We start from the raw sequence: 21,496 nt of genomic DNA, 5'->3' as shown, positions 1-21,496 counted from the left end.
GCGCAGGCGTGGGCAAGACCGACGATTCGACATCGCTGAAGAGCACCCCCTTGATCGAGGCCGAGCGCCAGGTCGAGAGCTTCCGGCAAGTGCGCGAGGCGCACCGGATGGAGCTGGTGGAGGACTATGTCGAGCTGATCTCGGACCTGCTGGCCGACGGCGGCGAGGCCCGCCAGGTCGACATCGCGACGCGTCTGGGCGTGGCCCAGCCTACGGTGGCGAAGATGCTGCGGCGCCTGGCCCGTGATGGTTGGGTGGTGCAGCGGCCGTACCGTGGCGTGTTCCTGACCCCGGAAGGTGAGGCGCTGGCCCATGCCAGCCGCCAACGCCACCAGACCGTGGAGCGTTTCCTGCTGGCGCTGGGGGTGGACGCAGATACCGCGCGGCGCGATGCGGAGGGCATCGAGCACCATGTCAGCGAACAGACACTGGCTCTGTTCGAGGCATTCGTGCGCAGGGCCGAGGGCGGCTGAGCCACGTTTCCTGTAGAGCCGAGCCATGCTCGGCTGCTGTTCGCGCGATGACAGGGAGCATCTACGCATGGCGTGGATCTACAATCCAGGCGGGCAGCGCGCCTGCTGCTGCGCGCACGCGCGTCTCGTCCCTTCCTTCAACACCGGCTGCAGGCCTTCATAGCGCCGGCCCTGCCATCCGTTGGCCAGCACCTTCCCATCCGCATCGATCAGCACCAGGTTCGGTGGTGCCAATCCGGCCAATGCCTGCAGTGCCGGCATGCGCGCGGCGCGGCGCGGGTCCAGCACCGGCCACGGCATGTCCTGCGCGTGCATGTAGCGGCGAAGCGCGCTCTCGCTCTCATCCTGGCTGACGTACACCACTTCGGTATCGGCGCCGGCTTGGCGCAGGGCATCACGCACGCTGCGCAGCGTGGGTACGAAGGCATGGCACGGTGCACACCAGTCGGCGCCGAAGTACAGCGCCACCAGTTTCGGCGGCGACGACCACTGCATCGGCCGTAGCGATCGCTGCTCCGGCCGCATCAGCGAGGCCGAAACCTGCGCGTGCAGGTCCGCAGCCATCGCCGGTGCGGCCAGCAGCACGGCACAGGCCAGCACCAACGCTCGCAGAGCTTCAGAACGCATAGCGCAGGTTGACGTACCACGAACGTGCAAAGCGCGGCCCGTAGACATAGTCGCTGTCACGCAGCGCGCCCACTTCCAGATCTTTCTGGCGCTGATCGAACACGTTCTTGACGCCCGCGGCCACCGACACTTCCTGCTGCGCCTGCGTGCCCAGATGGCGGTGCCAGCGCGCTCCGAGGTCGGTGACCAGGAATGACCGCGTGCGGTGCAGCTCGCCCAGCCGGTTGTTCAGCACCGACATCGGCCCGGTATGGCGCAGCGCGACGAAGGTTTCCCACGGTTCGGCAGGCATCCAGCTGAGCTGCGCCAGGCCGGTCCAGCGTGGTGTCTTCAGGTAGTCGCGGCTTTCGATGATGGTATCGCCACCGTCGCCAGTGTCGTCGAAGATGCGCTGCGGTTCGCGGAAGCGCGAGCGGTACCACGAGGCACCGGCGGTCAGGCGCCATTGCGGCGACGGCTGCCAGCCGAGGTTGGTTTCCGCACCCAGCACGTTCGAGCCGGAGGCGTTGTAGCGCAGCTGGCTCAGCTGGCCGTCATCGCCGCGCTGGATCTCGCCCAGCGCGAAGGTGTCGCGGATGCGTGCATGGGAGGCGGTGGCATCCCAGCTCCACACCGGATTGGCCGGGTCCGAACGCCAGTCGAAGCCGAACAGGGTGGTCAACGCGCGTTCCTCTTTCAGGCCATCGGTGTTGCGCACGCGCACCTGCTCGCCACCGAGGGTATCGACATGTACGTCCTCGACGAAAATCTCCGGTGCACGGAAACCGGTGGCGACGCCCGCCCGCCATTTCAGGTTCGGAGTGGCCTGCCAGGCCAGCGCGATGCGCGGCGAGAACACCGCGCTGTCCAGCTCCGAGCTCTTGTCCACGCGTGCGCCCAGTACCAGGTCGACGTTGTCGCGCAGGCTCCACTCGTCCTGGATGAAGGCGCCCAGGTTGTGGAAGGTCGCATCCTCCAGCACCGCGAGACGCTGCCCGTCACCGGTGCGGTTGTCGTCGCGCAGCGCCTCGTGCTTGTACTGCACACCGAAGGCCAGCGCATGCGCGCCGCGGCGCCAGTTCAACTGGCTGTCGATGTAGTGCAGCGGGTTGTGGGTGCGGCCGTACTGGCGCCACGAACGCGAGGCCGCGCTGCCGGCCACGTTGCGGTCCAGCTGCAACGGGTCATAGCCGGGCGCCGAGGGATCGGTGACCACGTCGCCCAGGCCACCATAAAAGCTGTCGCGGTCGATGTCGGCGAAGGCATAGGCCAGGCGGAAATCGACGTCGGCAGTGATCTCCTGGTCCCACGACACGCTGCCGCGGCGGTATTTCGTATCCAGCGATTCGGCGATGTTGGCCAGGTACTCTGGCTGGTCCAGGCGGTTGCCGCCGCGGCGGGTTTCATCGGTCACCTGCAGGTCCAGGCGCAGCCGCGTGCCCGGCGTGGGCGCGTACCAGGCCTGCAGCCCGCCGACCTTGAGGTTCTTGCGGGTGATCTCGGTGTAGCCGTCACCGTTGTAGTCGATGCCGCTGTTCCAGTTGCGCTGGGCAATCACCGACAGGCCGGCGTCTGCGTCCTTGGCGACCAGGTCCAGTCGAACGTCGGCGTTCTTCTGCGGCGTACCCTTCAGCACATCCACGCCGGCCTGCACGTGGCCACCGCTGCGCGCCGGCAGCGGCGGAATCAGGTTGATCACACCGGCAACTGCGCCCGGTCCGTACAGCGCCGAGCCGCCGCCCTTGACCACTTCGATGCGGTCGACGAACCCGGCCGGGATCTGCTCCAGACCGTACACGCTGCCCAGCGTGGACAGCAGCGGAATGCCATCGAACAGGAGCTGGTTGTAGGCGCCGGGCAGGCCCAGCAGCTGTACTTCGCTGGTGTTGCAGTTCTGGCAGTTGCTCTCCACGCGCAGGCCGTTGATCAACTCGGCGGCGCGCGAGAAGTCGGTGGCCGCGCGCAGCGCAATGTCTTCCTTGCGCAGCACTTCGGTGCGGATCGGCACGTCCGACAACAGGCGTTCGCTGCGCGTGGCGGTGCTGACCTTGACCTGCACACGGTCCAGTTCGGTCGGTTTCGGAGTGTCGGCCAGTGCAGGCAGCGGCAGGGTCAGTGCAATGGCGGCGGCCAGCGGCAACCGTCGGAAGCGGTGGGGGATAGAGCGCATGAGGGCGTCGTCCTTGTGGGAAGAAAGGCGGCGAGGGCGACCTGGCTGACGCATATGAAAGCAATGACTTATGAATATAGCAAGTGCTATATAACGAAGCCGCAGCAATTTCGGGTGGAGCGCCGGTCGAATCAGATCATGCAGGTGTTATAACATTACAACTGACAGCGACCACCCTGCCGCTGGTCATAGGCGGAGGATGGAATAGTCGTGGGGGCAGTGGGGACGGGGTCAGAGCCCTTTCCTTTGGAAAGGGATCTGCCCCGGGAGCGGATCGTCAGCCGCGGCGGAATGCGGCGGGCGTGCGGGCGCCGACGATGATCATGCGGATCATCGTGGAGATCTGTTCGACCAGCTCCGGATCCTTCTCCGGAGGCAGGTCCATGGCGGTGGCACCCATCGCGAACACCAGCCGGGTGATGGCCTTGGCCACCAGTTCGGGGGCATGCAGTACGGCGCCATCCAGTGCGGCCAGGCGCACCAGGTCGTGCTGCAGCTCTTCCTCGAAATAATGCAGCTCGCGTTCGACTGCGTGCTTGAAGTCGTCCGAGCCGACCGCGCCTTCGCGCAACAGCACGTGCAGCAGCTTGTCGTCGGCGCGCAGCTGTTCCATGAAGGTCTCCACCGAAACCCGCACCACGCTGGTGGCGGTGGAGGTGGCGCGCTGGCGGGCCTCGCCGATGATGGTGCGCAGCGAGCGGCCGGCTGCGTCGATCAGCGCTACGGCCAGTTCGTCCATGTCGCGGAACTGCCGGTAGAAGCTGTTCGGCGCGATGCCGGCCTCGCGTGCCACTTCGCGCAGGCTGAGCGTGGACAGGCTGCGGTGCGGCCCGATCAGTTTCAGGGCGGCGGCCAGCAGATCCTCGCGGCTCACCGTACGGCGGGCCGGGCTGTTGGCATCTTCAGGCGTCGACAAGACGGTGGCGGCGGCCATGGCGGTTCCGGTGGGGCGAGGCTGAATCATACCCAATCCGGTTCAATATACACATGTATACACAGATGTATGTGCGCCCGTATAGTGCGCGTATGAGCGCTGTCGTCCGTCCATCCCTGTTCTCTCCGTACCGCTGGGTCTCGCCGTCGCTGTTCGATTTCTGGGCGGGCCAGCTCAATCCCCTGTGGACCCTGCGTGAGCCGGTGGCCCGCCTGGTCCGGCGCGAGCCGGCCGGCGAGGGCGCGGCGACCCTGGTCCTGCGCACCAACCGGCACTGGGCCGGCATGCGCGCGGGCCAGCACGTCACCCTGGGCGTGGAGATTGAAGGACGCCTGTGGCAGCGCAGCTACAGCCCCACTGCGCTGGGACCGCGCGAACTGGCGATCACCGTCAAGGCGGTCGAGGGCGGCCGGGTCAGCCAGCATCTGGTCAACCATGCGCAGCCGGGCGAGCTGTTCCGCCTGGAGGCTGCGTTCGGAGAATTCCAGCTGCCGGCCGCGGCTCCGGTATTGCTGCTGGCGGCCGGTAGTGGCATCACGCCGATGCGCAGCCTGCTGCGCGAAGCCTGCCAGCGCCCGCTGGCCGCGCCGGTGGACCTGTTCTACTGGGAGCGCAGTGCCGCCCAGCTGCAGTTCCGCGATGAGCTGCAGGCACTGGCCGCGCGCCAGCCGAACCTGCGTGTGAACCTGCTGACCACCCGCGAAGGTGATGTGCCTGCCGCACGCATCGATACCCACGATCTGCAGGTGGCCGGCGATGATACCCCGTTGGCGCAGCGCCACGTACTGGCCTGTGGCCCGGATGGATTCGTTGCCGCTGCGCGCGAACGCCTGGCGCACCAGGTTGCGGGTTTCCAGGCGGAAGCATTCACTCCGCCGGCGCCGTTGCGTGACGCCAGCAGCGAAGGCGAAGTGTCGCTGACCCTTGCCCGCAGTGGCCGCCAGCTGAGCGTGCCGCGCGGCCGCTCGTTGCTGGAAAGCCTCGAAGCCCATGGCATCAAGCCCAAGCATGGCTGCCGCATGGGCATCTGCAACACCTGCAGCTGTGACCGCGTCAGTGGTGCCACCCGCCACCTGCGCACCGGCGACCTGCAGTCCGAATCGGCACAACCGGTACGGATCTGCGTGAGCGCACCGACCACCGACCTGACCCTGGATCTCTGAGGACGCCTGCCATGACCCGCGCCACCGACCGTGCCCTGAGTACTGCCGAGATGCATGCCTTCGGTGAGGAACTCGACGCGATCCGCGACCGTGTGATCGGCAGCCTCGGCGCGTCCGATACCCGCTACATCCGCCGCGTGGCCGCCGCCGTGCGCTGGTTCGGCGTGGGTGGCCGTGGCCTGCTGTTCCTGGCGGCATTTTCGCCGCTGTTCTGGATGCCGCTGCTGTGGCCGGCCGCGATCACCGGCACGCTGCTGCTGGCGCTGTCGAAGATCCTGGAGAACATGGAGCTGGGCCACAACGTGATGCACGGCCAGTTCGACTGGACCGGTGATCCCAAGCTCAATGGCAACACCTACGAGTGGGACATCGTTGCCACCGCCGACAACTGGCGCAAGACCCACAATTTCCGCCACCACACCTACACCAACGTGCGAGGCATGGACGATGACATCGGCTATGGCCTGCTGCGGATCTTCCCGGAACAGCGCTGGAAGCCGTTCTACCTGCTGCAGCCGATCATCGCGCCGATCTTCGCACTGCTGTTCCAGTGGGGCGTGGCCGCGCAGGACCTGCGCCTGGGCCGGTGGCTGAAGGGCCGCATCAGCGGCCGTGCGATGTGGATGCAGACCCGCCCGGTGGCGCGGAAAATGGCCCGCCAGGTGCTGAAGGACTACGTGTTCTTCCCGCTGCTGGCGGGTCCGTTCTTCCTCACCGTGATGCTGGGCAACCTGGTTGCCAACGGCCTGCGCAACATCTGGACCTACGTGATCATCTTCTGCGGGCACTTCACCGCCGAATCGGAAACCTTCCCCAAGGAGTGCCTGCGCAATGAGTCGCGCGGCCACTGGTACCTGCGCCAGCTGCGCGGTTCGTCCAACATCAGCGGCGGCTTCCTGATCAACGTGCTGTCGGGCAACCTCAGCCACCAGATCGAGCACCATTTCTACCCGGATCTGCCGGCCAACCGCTATGCGGCCATCGCCAAGGAAGTGAAGGACATCTGCCGCCGCTACGGCCAGCACTACAACAACGGCTCGCTGCCGCGCCAGTTCGGCCAGGTGGTCTGGCGCATCCTGCGCCACGCATTCCCGAGCAAGCCGCGCCGCCTGCCGATGCCGGACATCATGTCCGCACCGGCATCGGCCAACGCGGGCTGATCGACTCAGCCCGCCTTCGCCAGGGCGGCCTGCTCGCGGTCCAGGCGTCGCAGGAACACCTGCATTTCCTTGCGCGCCTGCTGGTCGCCCTTGCTGCCGGCCACGCTCAAGCCGCGCTGCCATGCCTCACGGGCCGCCTGTGGCTGGCCACTGGCCAGCCAGGCTTTGCCCAGCAGCTTCCAGGCTGCCGAGTAATGCGGATCAAGCACCACGCAGCGGCCCAGGTGGGTTGCCGCGCGTACCGGGTTGCCGGCATCCAGCCAGCCCTTGCCCAGGCCGAAGCGCAGCAGCGCGCCGTCCTTGCCTGCGGCAAGCATGCATTCCAGAGCTTCGATGTTCATCCGCGCACCTCCACCAGCAGTTCGGCCGGGCCGGGCTGGAAGCGGCCGCGATGGAACAGCAGCGGCGCGCCGCCATTCTCCTGCACTTCGATGATGCGGCCGGCCAGCAGCAGGTGATCGCCTACCGGCCACTGCGCGTGGCGGGTACAGGTGAGATGGGCGACCGCACCGGCGATGCGCGGTGGGGCGTCCTCGTCGTCATCCAGCAATGCCAGGCCGTCGAAGCGGTTGCGCACCTGCGGATCGGCAAAGCGCCGGGCCAGTGCCTCCTGGTCGGCCGCCAGCACGCTGAGCGCAAAGCGTGTGGCACGCTGGAAGGTGGACAGGCTCTGAGCGTGCAACGCCAGGTCCCACAGCACCAAAGGGGGCTGCAGTGAGACCGGTACGAACGAGTTGATGGTCAGGCCGACCGGCTTGCCCTGTGCATCGCGCGCGCAGACGATGACCACGCCGGTCGGGAAATGGCCGAGCAGCCGCCGCAGGGCACGCGGCGGCATCTCGACCGATGGCACCGGGGCCGGGGCGGGGAACACCCCCGCCCACGGCCCGGCGTAGGGCAGTGTCTCGCCGCTCATGAGGCCCGGGCCTGGCGGTAGCGCCGGCCGACCTCGGCCCAGTTGATGATGTTGAAGAACGCGCCAATGTAGTCCGGGCGACGGTTCTGGTAGTGCAGGTAGTAGGCGTGTTCCCAGACATCCAGTGCCAGGATCGGGGTGTTGCCGGACAGGCCGACGGCTGCACCCATCAGCGGGCTGTCCTGGTTGGCGCTGCTTTCCACCTGCAGGCGGCCATCGCGATCGCTGGTCAGCCAGGCCCAGCCACTGCCGAAGCGGGTCTGCGCGGCCTTGCTGAAGGCATCCTTGAACGCATCGAAGCCGCCAAGGTCACGGTCGATGGCGGCGGCCAGTTCATGATCGGGTGCACCACCGCTGGGGCTGAGCACGGTCCAGAACAGGCTGTGGTTGGCGTGGCCACCGCCGTTGTTGCGCACCGCGCCACGCTGCGCCTCGGGCACGGCATCGAGGTTGGCGATCAGCGCCTCGACCGGTTGCTCGGCGATGCCGGCCTGCTCGATGGCGGCATTGAGGTTGTTGACGTAGGTGTGGTGGTGCTTGCTGTGGTGGATCTGCATCGTGCGCGCATCGAAGTGCGGCTCGAGGGCGTCATAGGCGTAGGGGAGCGGGGGAAGCGAGTACGACATCGAAGCAATCTCCGTGGGGAAGGCCAGAGGGGCTGGCCGTGGGGAGATCGTTATCGCACCTCAACATTGGTTGAGGTCAAGGGCAGAAGCGATGGACATCGAGGCATGGTAGTGGGCCGCTGGCCGGCAACCCGACCCGCCCTGATTGCCGGCCAGCGGCCGGCACTACCTTTCACTACCTCAACTCAACCAGTCCTTGCACGCGCCATCCACCTGTTCACCGCACGCCTGCTGCATCCTCTGCTGCAACCGCGCCAGCGTCTCGGCACCCTGGTGCTTCCCGCTCCACGCCTTCAGCTGCCCGGCCAGGCGCTCGAAACGCTGGCGGGTGCGCTGGTGGTAACCCGACGGCTGCGCCTCCAGTTCGGCGATCAGCGAGGCGGTGGCCTGCTCGATGCGCGGCGCGTCGTTCGGCGCCAGCGTCAGCAACCCTTCCACGTACAGCACGCCCCATTGCACGCGGGTGGCCGGGCCCTGCGCACCGTCGTAGGCACGCTTCAACCACTCCAGCGCACCGGCAGTGTCGCCGCGCTGCTCGGCCAGTTCGGCCAGCTCGGGCATGTAGTAGTAGGGCTGCTCGCTGCGCTTCAGTTCCGCCAGCAACAACGCCTCGGCACCGGCGTCGTCACCGACCTCGCGCAATGCGTGCGCCGCGCTGCTGATCGTTGCCTGGCGCGCATGCGCATCGGTGGCGGCTGCATCGGCAGCGGCCACGCGCTGCTTGACCCGGTCGACCAGGGCCGCGGGCAGTGCGCCCTTCAGTTGCTGCTGGCGGGCAAGCGATACTTCGATCAGCGCCCGCGACAATGCGTCGTCGGCGCGGTCGCCGCGCTCGGCATCTGCGCGTTCCAGCGCGACCAGCAGCTGCTGGCCCAGCGTGTTGCGGGTGGCCGGCCCAGTACTGGCTTGCGTGACCAACTGTGCGCCTGCATAGCCCAGCAACTCACGGTTGCGGCGGACTTCGGCCGGCTGCGCCAGCACGGCCTGCAGCAGCTCGCGTACTTCGGTAGGCGAGCTGGCGGGCGTGTCGGCGGTGGCCAGGGCCAGCAGGGCGAAGCGGCGTTGCAGCGCCGCGTCGGGTGCGGCCTTGGACAGCTGGCGCAGTACATCCTGGCCCCTGCGCCCGCCAGCCAGACGGTTGGCGTCGACTTCCCAGCCGTAGTCGCCCAGTACCTGCCAGTCTTCGGCAGCCAACTTCTCCGGCGTGGCCAGGGCGGTAGCCAGGGTGGCAGCGATTGCACTGCGGCGCCCGGCCGCGACGGTCAATGCCCGGGTCAGTTCGGCGGCGTCGTTGCCACCGGCCACGCGGGTAAGTTCATTGCGCTGTGGGTCCAGCACGATCAGGGTCGGGTAGCCGCGCACCCCGAAGCGTTCGCCCCAGGCCTGCGCACCTTCCTCGTCGCCATCCAGGTAGACCGGCACGAACTTGCCGGTCAAGGCGATGAAGGCCGGGTCCTTGAACAGGCCGGCCTTGAGCTGGTTGCACGGCGGGCACCAGACCGCGCCCCAGTACAGCAGCACCGGCTTGCCGCTGTCGGCGGCTTCGGCGAAGGCATCATCGACGTCACCCTGGCGCCACGCGATTCCCTTGGCCGGCGCAGGTGCCTCGGCGGAGTTGGCGGTGGAAACCGGGGCCGGGGTGCAGGCGCTCAGCGCCGAAGCCAGCAGCAACATGGAAAGCGCGACGCGCATCGGCAGCATCTCGAAGGGCAAGGTGACAGGGCATTGTAGGAACGCGCAGGGAACCCGCTGATTCAGTTTGCTTATGACGGGCATGCGGCGAGGCATGACGCCCCCCGGGCATTGCCGGGGGCCGTGCCTTCAGGCGGCTGCCCGCATCATCTGCTGGTAGACCAGTCCGTTGAACTCGCCGGCCTCACCGTCAACCACGAAGCCATAGCGCAGATAGGTCGGCACAGCATTGAGCGATGCGCGTACGGTCAGGACCGGCTCGCGTACCTGCGGCAGCACCGCCTCGAACAGTGCATGGCCGATGCCCTTTCCCTGGCAGGCGGGATCAACGAACAGCATCGCCAGGTGGCGACCTTCCTTCAACTCGACCATGCCGACGATACGGCCGTCCTGCTCGGCCACCAGGATATGGTTGTCGCCGTCCAGGCGTTCACCGAACGCATCGGCGGCGGCGACATTGCCGAACGTGGCGATGCCGGCTGCGCTGAGCGAGGGCGCCACCGCCGCAGTGAACGCGGCCAGGCACACCGCGCTGATCGCAGGCAGGTCATCGACGCGGGCAGGGCGGATCGTCGGCATGCAGTGTTCTTCCCGTGGCGGGCTGCGCGCCCTCGCTGCCCCGTGCCTGCACGCTAAGCTGCAGGCATGAGTGATTTCAATCCCGCGCACGCTGCGTTGTTTCCACGGCAGGGCTTGAGCCTGGGCCTGATGACGCCGGTGGCGTCGCAGGGGCTGGCCGATCCGCATGAGGCGCGGCGCATCGCGCGGTTGGCCGACGATCTTGGTTTCGCCGCGCTATGGGCGCGCGATGTGCCGCTGATGGTGCCGCAGGGGCCGGACGCGACAGCAAGTGCGCTGGACGATCCGTTCCTGTGGCTGGGCATGCTGGCCGCTGCGACCGAGCGCATCGTGGTCGGCAGCGCGGCCATCGTGCTGCCATTGCGCCAGCCGCTGCAGGTGGCGAAGTCGGCGTTGAGCCTGGACCGGATCAGCGGCGGGCGGTTCGTGCTGGGGCTGGGTTCGGGTGATCGCCCGGAAGAATTCGCTGCGTTCGGCGAGGATCTGGAGGGCAGGGCGGCGACCTTCCGTGAGCGCTGGACGTTGCTGCGCGCGGCGCTGTCACCGGAGACCGATGAGCGGACCGCCGTACTGCAGGCGACCGGTGGCTTCGACGTACTTCCGGCGCCGGCAACCCGCGTTCCGATGCTGGTGGTGGGTACCGCACGGCAGAGCCTGCAGTGGATCGCGCGCGAGGCCGAAGGCTGGGTCACCTATCATCGTGAGGAGGCCGCGCAGGAGGGGCGCATCGGCCTGTGGCAGCAGGCGCTGGCGCAGCGCGGCGGACCAGGCAAGCCATTCGTGCAGTCGATGCTGCTGGATCTGCAGGCGGATCCGCAGGCGCCCCCCGAGCCGCTGCCGCTGGGCCTGAAGGTCGGCCGCGATGGCCTGCGTGACTATCTGCTGCGCGTGCATGGGCAGGGCGTGGCGCACGTGATGTTCAATCTGGTCGACAACGGGCGGCCGATGGACGCGGTGCTGCGCGAGATCGGGGAGCAGGTGCTGCCGCATATGCTCCGGTAGGTGTCCACCTTGGTGGAGACGCTCCATCGTTGCCAACGCTGCGCTTGCCGGTGTGCTGGACGTCCGCATCTGCGTATCATTCGCATTTGATACCCCGCTGCCGAAGCCCCGTGTGACCCAACGTTCCCCCATGCACCCGACCGGACGCCTGTTCGCCGCGGTCGCCTTCATCGAGGCCGTGACCTGGGCCGGCCTGCTCATCGGCATGTGGATGAAATACGGCCCAATGGCCAACGTGGCGCTGGTGAAGCTGTTCGGGCCGCTGCACGGCGTGGCCTTCCTGGTCTATGTGGCGGTGACGCTGTTTGCGGCGGTGCGCCTGCGCTGGCCGTGGTGGGCCAGTGCCCTGGCCCTGCTGGCAGCGATCCCGCCGCTGGTGACGCTGCCGTTGGAGTGGTGGTTCAAGCGCCGTGGCCTGCTCGGCTTGCGTGCAATGCGCTGAACCCACTGTTGCGGGCCCATTCAAGAGAATGGGTATCAAATGCAAATACGAGCCGTTATCATTTAAGGGTGGCATCTGGCCCTTAGCAGGGTCGTGCCGGGTGGGGCGCGCAGGCGCGTCCGGCCAATCCTTCCCTGTTACGGCTGGTGTTTCATGCACGCACGTCCCGTCGTTCCCGGCTTGCCGGCGCTGGTGTTGGCTGCCCTGATCGGCACCATGGCGATGATGTCCTTCGTCGCCGTGATCGGCCCGGTGGTCCGCATGCTCGGTTTGTCCGAGTGGCATGCCGGGCTGTCAGTCACCGCCGCAGGCGTGTTGTGGATGCTGGCCGCGCGCCCCTGGGGCAAGCTCAGCGACCGCATCGGCCGCAAGCGTGTGCTGATGCTGGCGATGAGTGCCTACACCGTGGTCTACATCGCGCTGGCGGTGTTCATCGACGTGGCCCTGCAGGCAGTGCCGCCGGTGCTGGTGTCAGTGCTGGTGCTGGTTGCTGCGCGCGGCCTGATCGGCCTTTTCTACGCAGCGGTGCCTCCTACCGCAGCTGCGCTGATCGCCGACAAGGCGCCGACTGGGCAACGTGCGAAGTTCCTCGCCCGCCTGGGCAGCGCCAACGCACTGGGCATGGTGCTGGGCCCGGCTGCCGCGGGTTGGCTGGCCTATACGAACCTGTCGCTGGCGCTGTATGTAGCCGCACTGTTGCCACTGCTGGCGTTGGCGCTGCTGGCCTGGCGACTGCCGGCCACACCGCCTGTGATGGGCGTTTCCGCCCAGCGCCGCGCGCCGATGAGGTGCCTCGACCCGCGCCTGCGCCTGCCGCAGCTGGCGGCGTTCACCGCCATGGTCTCGGTGACCATCGCGCAGGTGACGGTGGGCTTTTTCGCGATTGATCGGCTGGGACTGGATGCGGCGGCCGGTGCGCGCATGGCCGGCATCGCGCTGACGGCGGTCGGCGTTGGCCTGATCCTGGCGCAGGCGCTGGTGATGAAGCTGGAGGTTCATCCGCGGCGCTGGATCGTCCTCGGCGCCGTGATCTCAGGCATCGGCTTTGCTTCGGTGGCGGGCGTGCAGCAGGCCTGGCAACTGCCTGCGGCCTACGCACTGGCTGCATTCGGCATGGGCTTCGTATTCCCTTCGTTCCAGGCGTTGGCCGCCGACGCGGTGGAGGCGCACGAGCAGGGCGCCGCCGCCGGTACTGTCGCTGCCGCGCAGGGACTGGGCATGGTGGCCGGGCCGATGCTCGGCACGCTGGTGTATCGCGGCGGGCCCAGCCTGCCATACCTCCTGGTCGGCGCGTTGCTGCTGTTGCTGTGCGCGCTGGCTGCAGCGCATCGGATGAAGGAGACCCCATGAACGATTCCCTGATGCAGGGCGCGTGGCCGGAGGCCGCGCCCGCGCCGCAGGAGAGCAGCGACGACGCGTCGCTGTTCCTCCTGCGGCACGCTGGCCAGCACGTGCACGCACGCGGTTGCCGCGCCACGCTGCCGGCCGGTGCGCTGGCGACGTTGGCAGAGCGCGTTGCGTCCTTCTTCGAGCAGCAGCGCGGTGGGCCGGGCCTGCTGGTCGGCGCAGTCCCTTTCGAACCCCGTGCGGACGACGCGTTGTACCAGCCCGAGCGCCTGCTGCCGGCCCTGCCGTTGCAGCCACAGGCCGCGCCAGCGCTGGAGGGTGCCCTGCAGGCCGAGCCTTCGGCGCAGGCGTACGCGGCGTCGGTGGCTGCGGCGGTGCAGGCATTGCGCGCGCCCGAACTGGACCTCCAGAAGGTGGTGCTGGCGCGCAGCCTGCTGGCACGCACGCGGCAGTCACTTTCCCCGGAGGTTCTGCTGGCCCGCCTGGGCGCGGATCCTTCGGTGGCGACCTACGCGGTGCCGTTACCGGTGGCGCCGGGTCAGGCGCCAGCCTGGCTGGTGGGGGCAACCCCGGAATTGCTGCTGCGCAAGCGCGGCGCCGAGCTGTTGTCGCACCCGCTGGCGGGCTCCGCGCGGCGCAGCACCAATGCTGCCGAGGACGAGCAGGCCGCGCAGGCGCTGCTGGCCTCGACCAAGGACCACGACGAGCACCGCCATGTGGTCGAGGCCATCGTCGACGGCCTGGCGCCGTACTGCAGCCACATCGATGCACAGCCGCGGCCGGCGCTGCATGCCACCGCCAGCATGTGGCATCTGGGTACCCGCATCCATGCCACCCTGAAGGATCCGCAGACATCGGCGGCCGAGCTGCTGGCGCAGCTGCATCCCACGCCGGCCGTCTGCGGTACGCCGCGGTTGGCGGCGCTGCAGCGCATACGCGAACTGGAACCGGTACCGCGCGGCTTCTATGCCGGCGCCGTGGGCTGGTTGGACGCGCAGGGTGACGGCGACTGGTATGTGGCAATCCGCTGCGCACGCCTGCAGGGAATGCAGCTGCGCCTGTTCGCCGGCGCCGGCATCGTTGCCGACTCGCAGCCCGAGGCCGAGGTGGCCGAGACCGCTGCGAAGTTCGCTGCCCTGCTGAATGCGTTGGGTGTCCATGAATCCGCGCCTGCGATCGAGCCTGCCGCATGACTACCTCCACTGACGCTTCCCGCCTGGCACTGCAGCAGGTGTGGCCGGATGACCTGATCGCGCGCTATCGCGAGGCCGGTCATTGGCGTGGCGAGACCTTTCCGGCGTTCCTGCGCGAACGTGCAGAACGCTATGCCGATGACATCGCGGTGGTCGCCGGCGACGTGCGCCTGAGCTATGCGCAGCTGTGGCACGAGGCCGGGCGGATCGGTGCAGGCCTGCTGGCGCTGGGCCTGCAGCCTGGCGAACGGGTGCTGGTGCAGCTGGGCAACACCGCAGGCTTCATCACCACGGTCTGCGGCCTGTTCCGGGCCGGCCTGGTGCCGGTGTACGCGCTGCCGGCGCACCGCATCACCGAGCTGGCGCACTTCGCCAACAAGGCCGAAGCCAGTGCCTACATCACCACGGCACTGCACGATGGCTTCGATCATCGCGGGCTGGCGCGGGCACTACAGGCCGAGGCCCCGGCAGTGCGCCATGTGGTGATCGACGGCGATGCGGCGGAGTTCATCGCGCTGGAGGCGCTGCAGGGTGACCGCAGCCAGCTGCCGCCCGATCCGGACCCGCAGTCGGTGGCGTTCCTGCAGATTTCCGGTGGGAGCACCGGGCTGTCCAAGCTGATTCCACGCACGCATGACGACTACATCTATTCGTTCCGTGCCAGCAATGAAATCTGCGGCATCGACCGCGACAGCGTCTACCTGGTCGCGCTGCCGGCCGCGCACAATTTCCCGATGAGCTCGCCCGGCTTCTTCGGCGCGTTGTATGCCGGTGCCCGCGTGGTGCTCAGCCCCGGCCCCGGGCCGGACGCCGCATTCCCGCTGATCGCACGGGAGCGGGTGACCTGCTGCGGCCTGGTGCCGCCGCTGGCGCTGCTGTGGGCGCAGGCCGCCGCCACCAGCAAGTATGACCTGTCGAGCCTGCAGGTGCTGCAGGTGGGCGGTGCCAAACTGGTGCCGGAAGCCGCACGGCGAGTGATCGACGGCCTTGGCTGCACGCTGCAGCAGGTGTTTGGCATGGCCGAAGGCCTGGTCAACTACACGCGGCTGGATGATCCGGAGGACCTGATCGTGGCTTGCCAGGGTCGGCCGATCAGTCCGGACGACGAAGTGCGCGTGGTCGATGACCATGACCAGCCGGTGGCCGAAGGCGAGGTGGGGCATCTGCTCACCCGTGGCCCGTACACCATCCGTGGCTACCACAACGATGCGGTGGCCAATGCGCGCTCGTTCACCGATGACGGCTTCTACCGTACCGGTGACCGCGTGCAGCAGCTGCCCGGGGGCTACCTGGTGGTACAGGGGCGTGCGGGTGACCACATCAACCGGGCGGGCGAGAAAATCTCTGCTGAAGAGATAGAGGACCACCTGCTGGCACATCCGGGCGTGTTCGATGCGGCCGTGGTCTCGATTCCCGACGAGTACCTGGGCGAGCGCAGCTGCGCCTTTGTGATCCCGCAGGGCGAACCGTTCAAGGCGCCGGCACTGAAGGCCTGGATGCGCGGGCGCGGCCTGGCGGCGTTCAAGGTGCCCGACCAGATCGTGTTCGTCGACAGTTTCAATACCACGGCGGTCGGCAAGATCAGCCGCCGCGAATTGCGCGCGCAGCTGCGTGCGCGTCATCTGCAACAGACAGGAGGAACGCGCTGATGGCGCTGCCCCGTATCACCGACTATCCCTTGCCGACCGCCGCCGAACTACCGCAGGCGCGTGGCCCGTGGCGCCCGCAGCGCGATCGTGTGGCTTTGCTGGTGCACGACATGCAACGCTACTTCCTGGCGGCATTCGACGCCGGCAGCACGCCCTTGCGGCCGGCGGTGGACAACATCGTGCGCCTGCTGGCGCACTGCCGCGCGCAGGGCATTCCGGTGTTCTACACCGCCCAGCACGGTGACCAGGACCGTCGCGACCGCGGCCTTCAGGCCGACCTGTGGGGACCGGGCATGCGTCGCAGCGCCGATCATGAGCCGATCATCGAGGCGCTGGCGCCGCAGCCGGGCGAGCATGTGCTGGTCAAGCATCGCTATAGCGCCTTCCAGCGCAGCAACCTGGAGACGCTGATGCGGGTACGTGGGCGTGATCAGCTGCTGGTGACCGGCGTGTACGCCCATATCGGCTGTACCGCGACCGTCGTCGAGGCCTTCCAGCGTGACATCGAGGCCTTCATCGCCGCCGATGCGGTGGCGGACTTCTCGCGTGCCGATCACGATCAGGCGCTGCACTGGATCGCGCGCACCTGTGGTGTGCCGATGACCACCGATCAGCTGCTGGAGGTGCTGTGATGGCTGCCATGGGTGAGGCGCTGGATCTGGAGCGGATGCGCGCCGACGTGGCGCGCGTGCTGGAGTGCACGCCGGCCGAGATCGGGGACGACGACAACCTGATCGACCTGGATCTGGATTCAATGCGCATGCTCGGCCTGGTCCTGGCGTGGGGCAACACTGGCCTGCCGCTGGAGTTCTCGCAGTTGGCCGAGCACACCACGCTGCGCCGGTGGTGGGGTGTGGTGCAGCAACTGCAGGCCGCGCAGAACGCATGAACGCCGCAGCGCTGGCCACGCCGGTGGCGTTGACCGAGGCCCAGGCGGGGCTGTGGTTCGCACAGCGGCTGGCACCGGACAATCCGTCATTCAATACCGCGCACGCGGTATGGATCGACGGCCCGCTGGACGTGGCCGCGTTCGTCGCAGCCGCAGACCAGGCTGCGCGCGAGGCCGAGGCTTTCGCATTGCGCTTTGCCGAAGGTGCCGATGGCCAGCCACTACAGTGGCATGACCCGGCACACGTGCCGTTGCTTTCGGTGCGCGATGTTTCTACCGAGGCGGATCCCGCCGCTGCGGCACGCAACCTGATGCACGCCGACCGGCTGAGCCCGGTCGATCCCGCCCGCGACCGGATCAGCCAGCAGGTACTGTTCGATCTGGGTGGCCTGCGCTGGGTCTGGTACCTGCGCGTGCATCATCTGGCGGCCGATGGCTACGGCATGGCGCTGTTCACTGATCGGGTGTGCGCGTTGTATGCCGGTCGTACCGGTGAGTCACTGCCGGGGCTGGCGGGCGTGCTGGCCGATGATGCCGCGTTTCGTGCCGATCCGCGCCGCGTGCAGGCCGGGCAGTGGTGGCGCGAGCACATGCAGGGCGCACCGGCAGGTGCAGGCCTGGCCGGCACGCTCGCGGCCAGTGACGACGCGCTGCGCTGGGTGCAGCCGCTCGATGCGGCATTCCGTGAGCTGTTGCTGCAGGCTTCGGTGCGTTGGCTGCAGCCCTGGCCGGATGTGCTGGTCGCGCTGGCGGCCGAGTACCTGCGGCGGATGAGTGGCGCCGATGAAGTGGTGCTGGGCGTGCCCTACATGGGGCGGTTGGGCAACGCGTCGGCGCGGGTGCCGGCGATGGTGATGAATGTGTTGCCGCTGCGCGTGGCGGCCGGCGAGGGCAGCGTCGAGGCCTTTGCCCGGGGCCTGGGTCGCCAGCTCAGTCAAGGCCGCAGGCACGGCCGCTACCGGGGCGAGCAGCTGCGCCGGGACCTGGGCCTGGTCGGCACGCAGCAGCGCCTGCATGGTCCATTGGTGAACGTGCAGCCGTTCTACAGGCCGCTGGCGCTGACCGACGTGCAGGCGACGCTGGAGGTGCTGTGCACCGGGCCGGTGGATGACCTGGCGCTGGGTTTCCGTGGCGATGGCCAGCACCTGCTGGATCTGGAGATCGAGGCCAATCCCGCGCTGTACAGTCGCGAGGATGTCGAGGCGCACGCGGTGAGGCTGCTGCATTTCGTGTCGGCGGCGCTGCAGGCTAACGATATCGAAACCGTACCCTTGGCGACGCCCATGGAGGCGCAACAGGTGCTGCAGGGTTTCAACGCCACCGCGCACGCGCTTCCTGAGACCACCTTGGTTGAATTGCTGCAGCAGGGCATGGATCGGGACCCGCACACGCCTGCGCTGGTGTTCGGCGATGCGACGCTGGATTACGCGACGCTGGAAGCGCGCAGTTTCGCGCTGGCGGCACAGCTGCGGGCGATGGATGTCGGCCCGGGCAGCGTGGTGGCGGTGGCATTGCCGCGCTCGCTGGAGCTGGTGATCGCGCTGGTCGCGGTGCTGCGCGCAGGCGCGGCCTATCTTCCGCTGGACCTTGCCCATCCCGATGAGCGGCTGGCGCGCATCCTCGCCTCGGCACAGCCTGTGTGCGTACTGGCTGCGTCCGAGGTTTCGGCGCGCATGGCCGGCGTACCGGTGCTCGCGCCGGAGCAGTGGGCCGCGCTGAGCTTCGCTGCGTCCTGGGCCGATCCGGCGCCCAGCGATGCGGCCTATGTGATCTATACCTCCGGTTCGACCGGCGAGCCGAAGGGCGTGGTCATCGAACACCGCGCCATCGTCAACCGCCTGCTGTGGATGCGCGAGCACTACGGCATCCGCGCCGATGACCGCGTGCTGCAGAAGACCCCGGCCACCTTCGATGTGTCGGTCTGGGAGTTCTTCCTGCCGTTGCTGTGCGGGGCAACGCTGGTGATTGCCGGGCCCGATGCGCATCGCGACCCCACTGAACTGGCCCGCTTGATCCGTGGCCATGGCATCACCACGGCGCATTTCGTGCCGTCGATGCTCGATGCCTTCCTCGCTGCACCGGCCTCCGAAGGCCTGCAGCAGCGACGGGTATTCACCAGTGGCGAGGCGCTGGACGCCGCGTTGCGCGACCGCTTCCACGCGCGCATGCACGCCGAGCTGCACAACCTGTATGGCCCGACCGAAGCCGCGGTGGACGTCAGCTACTGGCCGGCGTCGGCGCAGGATCGATCGCGGCCGGTGCCGATCGGCTTCCCGGTCTGGAATACCCGACTTTACGTGCTGGACGCGCGGATGCAGCCGGTGCCGGTCGGTGTGGCCGGTGACCTTTATCTGGGCGGTGTGCAGCTGGCGCGCGGCTATCTCGGTCGCGAGGACCTGACTGCCGAACGCTTCCTTGCCGATCCTTTCCTGGCGGGCGAGCGAATCTACCGCACCGGCGACATAGCGCGCTGGCGCAGCGATGGCGCGGTGGAGTACCTGGGCCGCAGCGACCATCAGGTGAAACTGCGCGGCCTGCGCATCGAGTTGGGCGAGATCGAGGCGGCTTTGCGCGAACTGCCGGGCATGGAGCGGGTGGAAGTGCTGCTGCGCCAGGATGCGCCCGGCGACGCGCGTCTGGTGGCGTATGTGCCGACTGCGCTTGCCGATGCCGTGATGCTGCGCAGCCATTTGGCCACGCGTGTGCCGGACTACATGGTGCCCTCGGCGTTTGTCGGCGTGGACCACTGGCCGGTGACCGCCAACGGCAAGCTCGACCGCAACGCGTTGCCGAAACCATCACAACATGAGGTCGCCGGATTGGCGCCGCGCACGCCGTTGGAACAGAAGCTGGCGTCGCTGTTTGCCCAGGCACTCGGGCGAGAAGCGCCGGTGGCTGTGGATGCGGATTTCTTCAGTCTCGGCGGTGACTCACTGTCGGCGGTGCACCTGCTGCTGGCGATCGAACAGCGCTGGCGCTGCGATCTCGGTCTGGGGGCGTTGTTTGCCCAGCCCACCGTGGCCGCGCTGGCGGTTCGCATTGCCGAGCCACCCGCGCTGGCCGATCACGCACTGGGGCCGGTGATCGCGCTGGCCGCGACCGACGCTGCCGGGCCTACGCCGCTGTTCGTGCTGCACCCGGCCGGCGGCATCGCCTGGAACTACCGCACCCTGGCCCGGGCACTGCAGCCGGCACGCCCGGTATATGGCCTGCAGTCGCCGGCACTGGACGCGCGGCAGCCGCTGCCGAGCAGCATCGAGGCGATGGCCAGCGACTACGTACAGCGCGTGGTTGCATTGCAGCCAAAGGGGCCGGTACACCTGCTGGGCTGGTCGGTGGGTGGCATCCTCGCGCAGGCAATGGCGGTGCGACTGCATGAGATCGGGCGCGAGGTCGGCGAACTGGTACTGCTGGACGCCTATCCCAGCGAGTGCTGGCGGGCCGAGCCGGAACCCGATGCCATCGCCGCATTGCGGGCACTGCTGGCGATTGCCGGGCATGACCCGGATGCGCATCCGGAACTGGACAGCCAGGAGCGCATTCTCGCGTTCCTGCGTCGTGGTGGCAGTGCGCTGGGTAGCCTGCCGGATGTCGTGCTGGATGGCGTGGTGCGCGCCGTGACCGGCACCAATCGACTGATCCGTGAGCATATCCACCGGCCGTTCGATGGCACGCTGGTGCATGTGCGTGCGGGCCGGGATCACCAGGCGCGGCCACAGTTGCAGTCGGCGTTGTGGCGGGCACACGCGCGTAGGGTGCAGTCGTTGGAACTGCCGTTCCTGCATGCAGAACTGACCGGCCGCGATGCGGTGGCGCAGCTGGCGCCGTGGTTGTCGGCGCGGTTGCGCCAATGGGACGAGCAACAGGAGATCGCAACATGCAGTTGACCGGCTTTGAAGGCCGCGTGGCGCTGGTCACCGGCGCTGCCGGCGGCATCGGCGAGGCACTGGTACGGTTACTGGCCGAGGCCGGTTGCACCGTGGTGGCGACCGATCGCGAGGCGCCTGTTACGGCAGATGTGCGTGTGCATACCTTCGCACTCGACGTGACCGACAGTGCCGCCGTGGACGGCTTGGTGGATCAGGTCGAGTCCAGCATCGGGCCGATCATGCTGGGCGCCAGCGTGGCCGGTGTGCTGCATGTGGGCGGCGTGACCGAGACCGGCGATGACGACTGGCGCCGGGTGTTCGCGGTGAACACCGACGGGGTGTTCCATGTCGGGCGTGCCCTGGCGCGGGTGATGTCGCCGCGCGGGCAGGGCGCGATGGTTACCGTCAGCTCGAATGCGGCCGGTGTGCCGAGGCATGGCATGGCCGCCTATGCGGCATCCAAGGCCGCCGCCACGATGTTCACCCGCTGCCTCGGGCTGGAGCTGGCGCCGTTGGGCATCCGCTGCAACATCGTCGCCCCGGGCTCGACGCTGACCCCGATGCAGACCGGCATGTGGCAGGACGAGCACGGCGCCGAACGGGTGATCGCCGGCAACCTGGAGACCTACAAGGCCGGCATTCCGCTGCGCAAGCTGGCCACCCCCGAGGACATCGCGCACTCGGTGATGTTCCTGCTCTCCGAGCAGGCCGGGCACGTAGCGATGAGCGACCTGTACGTGGACGGTGGCGCCACCCTGCGCGGCTGAGCCCCGACCGCCGCTGCCC

At 68.2% G+C, this 21,496-nt stretch carries 20 protein-coding genes; 12 read left to right on the top strand and 8 right to left on the bottom strand.

All coding sequences use genetic code 11. The annotated features are described in order from the left end of the window. Window positions 1-8 precede the first annotated feature (8 nt). Window positions 9-473: a manganese-binding transcriptional regulator MntR gene (mntR, locus tag ROV93_RS07070; RefSeq protein WP_005416934.1), complete on the top strand. Its 465-nt coding sequence runs from the start codon at window positions 9-11 to the stop codon at window positions 471-473. A gap of 78 nt (window positions 474-551) precedes the next feature. Here mntR and ROV93_RS07065 read toward each other — a convergent pair whose 3' ends face one another. The 3 genes from ROV93_RS07065 to fabR all read right to left on the bottom strand — a co-directional run bounded on the left by ROV93_RS07065 (window position 552) and on the right by fabR (window position 4,183). Beyond that, complete coding sequence (locus tag ROV93_RS07065; RefSeq protein WP_312539016.1) at window positions 552-1,100, bottom strand: thioredoxin-like domain-containing protein; 549 nt, start codon at window positions 1,098-1,100, stop codon at window positions 552-554. Continuing rightward, complete coding sequence (locus ROV93_RS07060; RefSeq protein ID WP_072167523.1) at window positions 1,090-3,249, bottom strand: TonB-dependent receptor; 2,160 nt, start codon at window positions 3,247-3,249, stop codon at window positions 1,090-1,092. The genes ROV93_RS07065 and ROV93_RS07060 overlap by 11 nt, the downstream gene beginning before the upstream one ends. Before the next feature lie 277 nt (window positions 3,250-3,526). Further along, entirely contained in the window at window positions 3,527-4,183 is a 657-nt protein-coding gene (gene fabR, locus ROV93_RS07055; protein WP_005416927.1) for an HTH-type transcriptional repressor FabR, read from the bottom strand. Window positions 4,184-4,275: 92 nt separating this feature from the next. On the opposite strand from fabR, the gene ROV93_RS07050 reads away from it, so the two are divergent. Both ROV93_RS07050 and ROV93_RS07045 read left to right on the top strand, forming a co-directional pair. Next, window positions 4,276-5,346 carry a ferredoxin reductase gene (locus ROV93_RS07050; RefSeq protein ID WP_072167524.1) on the top strand — a complete coding sequence of 357 codons (1,071 nt, stop codon included), beginning with the start codon at window positions 4,276-4,278 and terminating at the stop codon, window positions 5,344-5,346. An 11-nt stretch (window positions 5,347-5,357) separates the two neighbouring features. Then, entirely contained in the window at window positions 5,358-6,506 is a 1,149-nt protein-coding gene (locus ROV93_RS07045) for an acyl-CoA desaturase (protein ID WP_072167525.1), read from the top strand. A gap of 5 nt (window positions 6,507-6,511) precedes the next feature. On the opposite strand, the gene ROV93_RS07040 is transcribed toward ROV93_RS07045, so the two are convergent. The 5 genes from ROV93_RS07040 to ROV93_RS07020 form a co-directional block, all read right to left on the bottom strand. Next, complete coding sequence (locus ROV93_RS07040) at window positions 6,512-6,847, bottom strand: tetratricopeptide repeat protein (RefSeq protein WP_072167526.1); 336 nt, start codon at window positions 6,845-6,847, stop codon at window positions 6,512-6,514. Further along, complete coding sequence (locus tag ROV93_RS07035; RefSeq protein ID WP_072167527.1) at window positions 6,844-7,422, bottom strand: flavin reductase family protein; 579 nt, start codon at window positions 7,420-7,422, stop codon at window positions 6,844-6,846. Before ROV93_RS07035 ends, ROV93_RS07040 begins: the two co-directional genes overlap by 4 nt. Continuing rightward, window positions 7,419-8,048, bottom strand: coding sequence for a superoxide dismutase (locus ROV93_RS07030; protein ID WP_072167528.1), 630 nt, complete (start codon window positions 8,046-8,048; stop codon window positions 7,419-7,421). Before ROV93_RS07030 ends, ROV93_RS07035 begins: the two co-directional genes overlap by 4 nt. A gap of 180 nt (window positions 8,049-8,228) precedes the next feature. Continuing rightward, window positions 8,229-9,749 carry a thioredoxin family protein gene (locus ROV93_RS07025; protein WP_312539439.1) on the bottom strand — a complete coding sequence of 507 codons (1,521 nt, stop codon included), beginning with the start codon at window positions 9,747-9,749 and terminating at the stop codon, window positions 8,229-8,231. Between the two features lie 120 nt (window positions 9,750-9,869). Then, the gene (locus ROV93_RS07020) at window positions 9,870-10,319 is read right to left on the bottom strand and encodes a GNAT family N-acetyltransferase (protein ID WP_072167530.1); all 450 of its coding nucleotides are present in this window, start codon (window positions 10,317-10,319) and stop codon (window positions 9,870-9,872) included. 66 nt (window positions 10,320-10,385) lie between these two features. On the opposite strand from ROV93_RS07020, the gene ROV93_RS07015 reads away from it, so the two are divergent. The 9 genes from ROV93_RS07015 to ROV93_RS06975 all read left to right on the top strand — a co-directional run bounded on the left by ROV93_RS07015 (window position 10,386) and on the right by ROV93_RS06975 (window position 21,477). Next, window positions 10,386-11,321 carry a TIGR03571 family LLM class oxidoreductase gene (locus ROV93_RS07015; RefSeq protein WP_069138339.1) on the top strand — a complete coding sequence of 312 codons (936 nt, stop codon included), beginning with the start codon at window positions 10,386-10,388 and terminating at the stop codon, window positions 11,319-11,321. A gap of 130 nt (window positions 11,322-11,451) precedes the next feature. Further along, complete coding sequence (locus ROV93_RS07010; RefSeq protein WP_032129991.1) at window positions 11,452-11,763, top strand: DUF3817 domain-containing protein; 312 nt, start codon at window positions 11,452-11,454, stop codon at window positions 11,761-11,763. Window positions 11,764-11,916: 153 nt separating this feature from the next. Next, on the top strand, window positions 11,917-13,113 hold the full coding sequence (locus ROV93_RS07005) for an MFS transporter (RefSeq protein ID WP_072167531.1): 1,197 nt from the start codon (window positions 11,917-11,919) through the stop codon (window positions 13,111-13,113). Next, window positions 13,110-14,303: an isochorismate synthase gene (locus ROV93_RS07000; RefSeq protein ID WP_072167532.1), complete on the top strand. Its 1,194-nt coding sequence runs from the start codon at window positions 13,110-13,112 to the stop codon at window positions 14,301-14,303. Before ROV93_RS07005 ends, ROV93_RS07000 begins: the two co-directional genes overlap by 4 nt. Next, complete coding sequence (locus ROV93_RS06995) at window positions 14,300-15,952, top strand: AMP-binding protein (RefSeq protein ID WP_072167533.1); 1,653 nt, start codon at window positions 14,300-14,302, stop codon at window positions 15,950-15,952. The genes ROV93_RS07000 and ROV93_RS06995 overlap by 4 nt, the downstream gene beginning before the upstream one ends. Further along, window positions 15,952-16,584, top strand: coding sequence for an isochorismatase family protein (locus ROV93_RS06990; protein ID WP_049465418.1), 633 nt, complete (start codon window positions 15,952-15,954; stop codon window positions 16,582-16,584). The genes ROV93_RS06995 and ROV93_RS06990 overlap by 1 nt, the downstream gene beginning before the upstream one ends. Beyond that, the gene (locus ROV93_RS06985; RefSeq protein ID WP_072167534.1) at window positions 16,584-16,841 is read left to right on the top strand and encodes a phosphopantetheine-binding protein; all 258 of its coding nucleotides are present in this window, start codon (window positions 16,584-16,586) and stop codon (window positions 16,839-16,841) included. The genes ROV93_RS06990 and ROV93_RS06985 overlap by 1 nt, the downstream gene beginning before the upstream one ends. After that, window positions 16,838-20,728, top strand: a complete 3,891-nt coding sequence (locus ROV93_RS06980) for an enterobactin synthase subunit F (RefSeq protein ID WP_312539003.1) — start codon at window positions 16,838-16,840, stop codon at window positions 20,726-20,728. The genes ROV93_RS06985 and ROV93_RS06980 overlap by 4 nt, the downstream gene beginning before the upstream one ends. After that, window positions 20,719-21,477 carry a 2,3-dihydro-2,3-dihydroxybenzoate dehydrogenase gene (locus ROV93_RS06975; RefSeq protein WP_072167536.1) on the top strand — a complete coding sequence of 253 codons (759 nt, stop codon included), beginning with the start codon at window positions 20,719-20,721 and terminating at the stop codon, window positions 21,475-21,477. The genes ROV93_RS06980 and ROV93_RS06975 overlap by 10 nt, the downstream gene beginning before the upstream one ends. The last annotated feature ends 19 nt before the right edge of the window (window positions 21,478-21,496 follow it).

This window comes from Stenotrophomonas maltophilia group sp. msm4 (genome assembly GCF_032025605.1).
GTDB lineage: Bacteria > Pseudomonadota > Gammaproteobacteria > Xanthomonadales > Xanthomonadaceae > Stenotrophomonas > Stenotrophomonas sepilia.
This window is presented reverse-complemented; position numbering and strand designations above follow the sequence as displayed.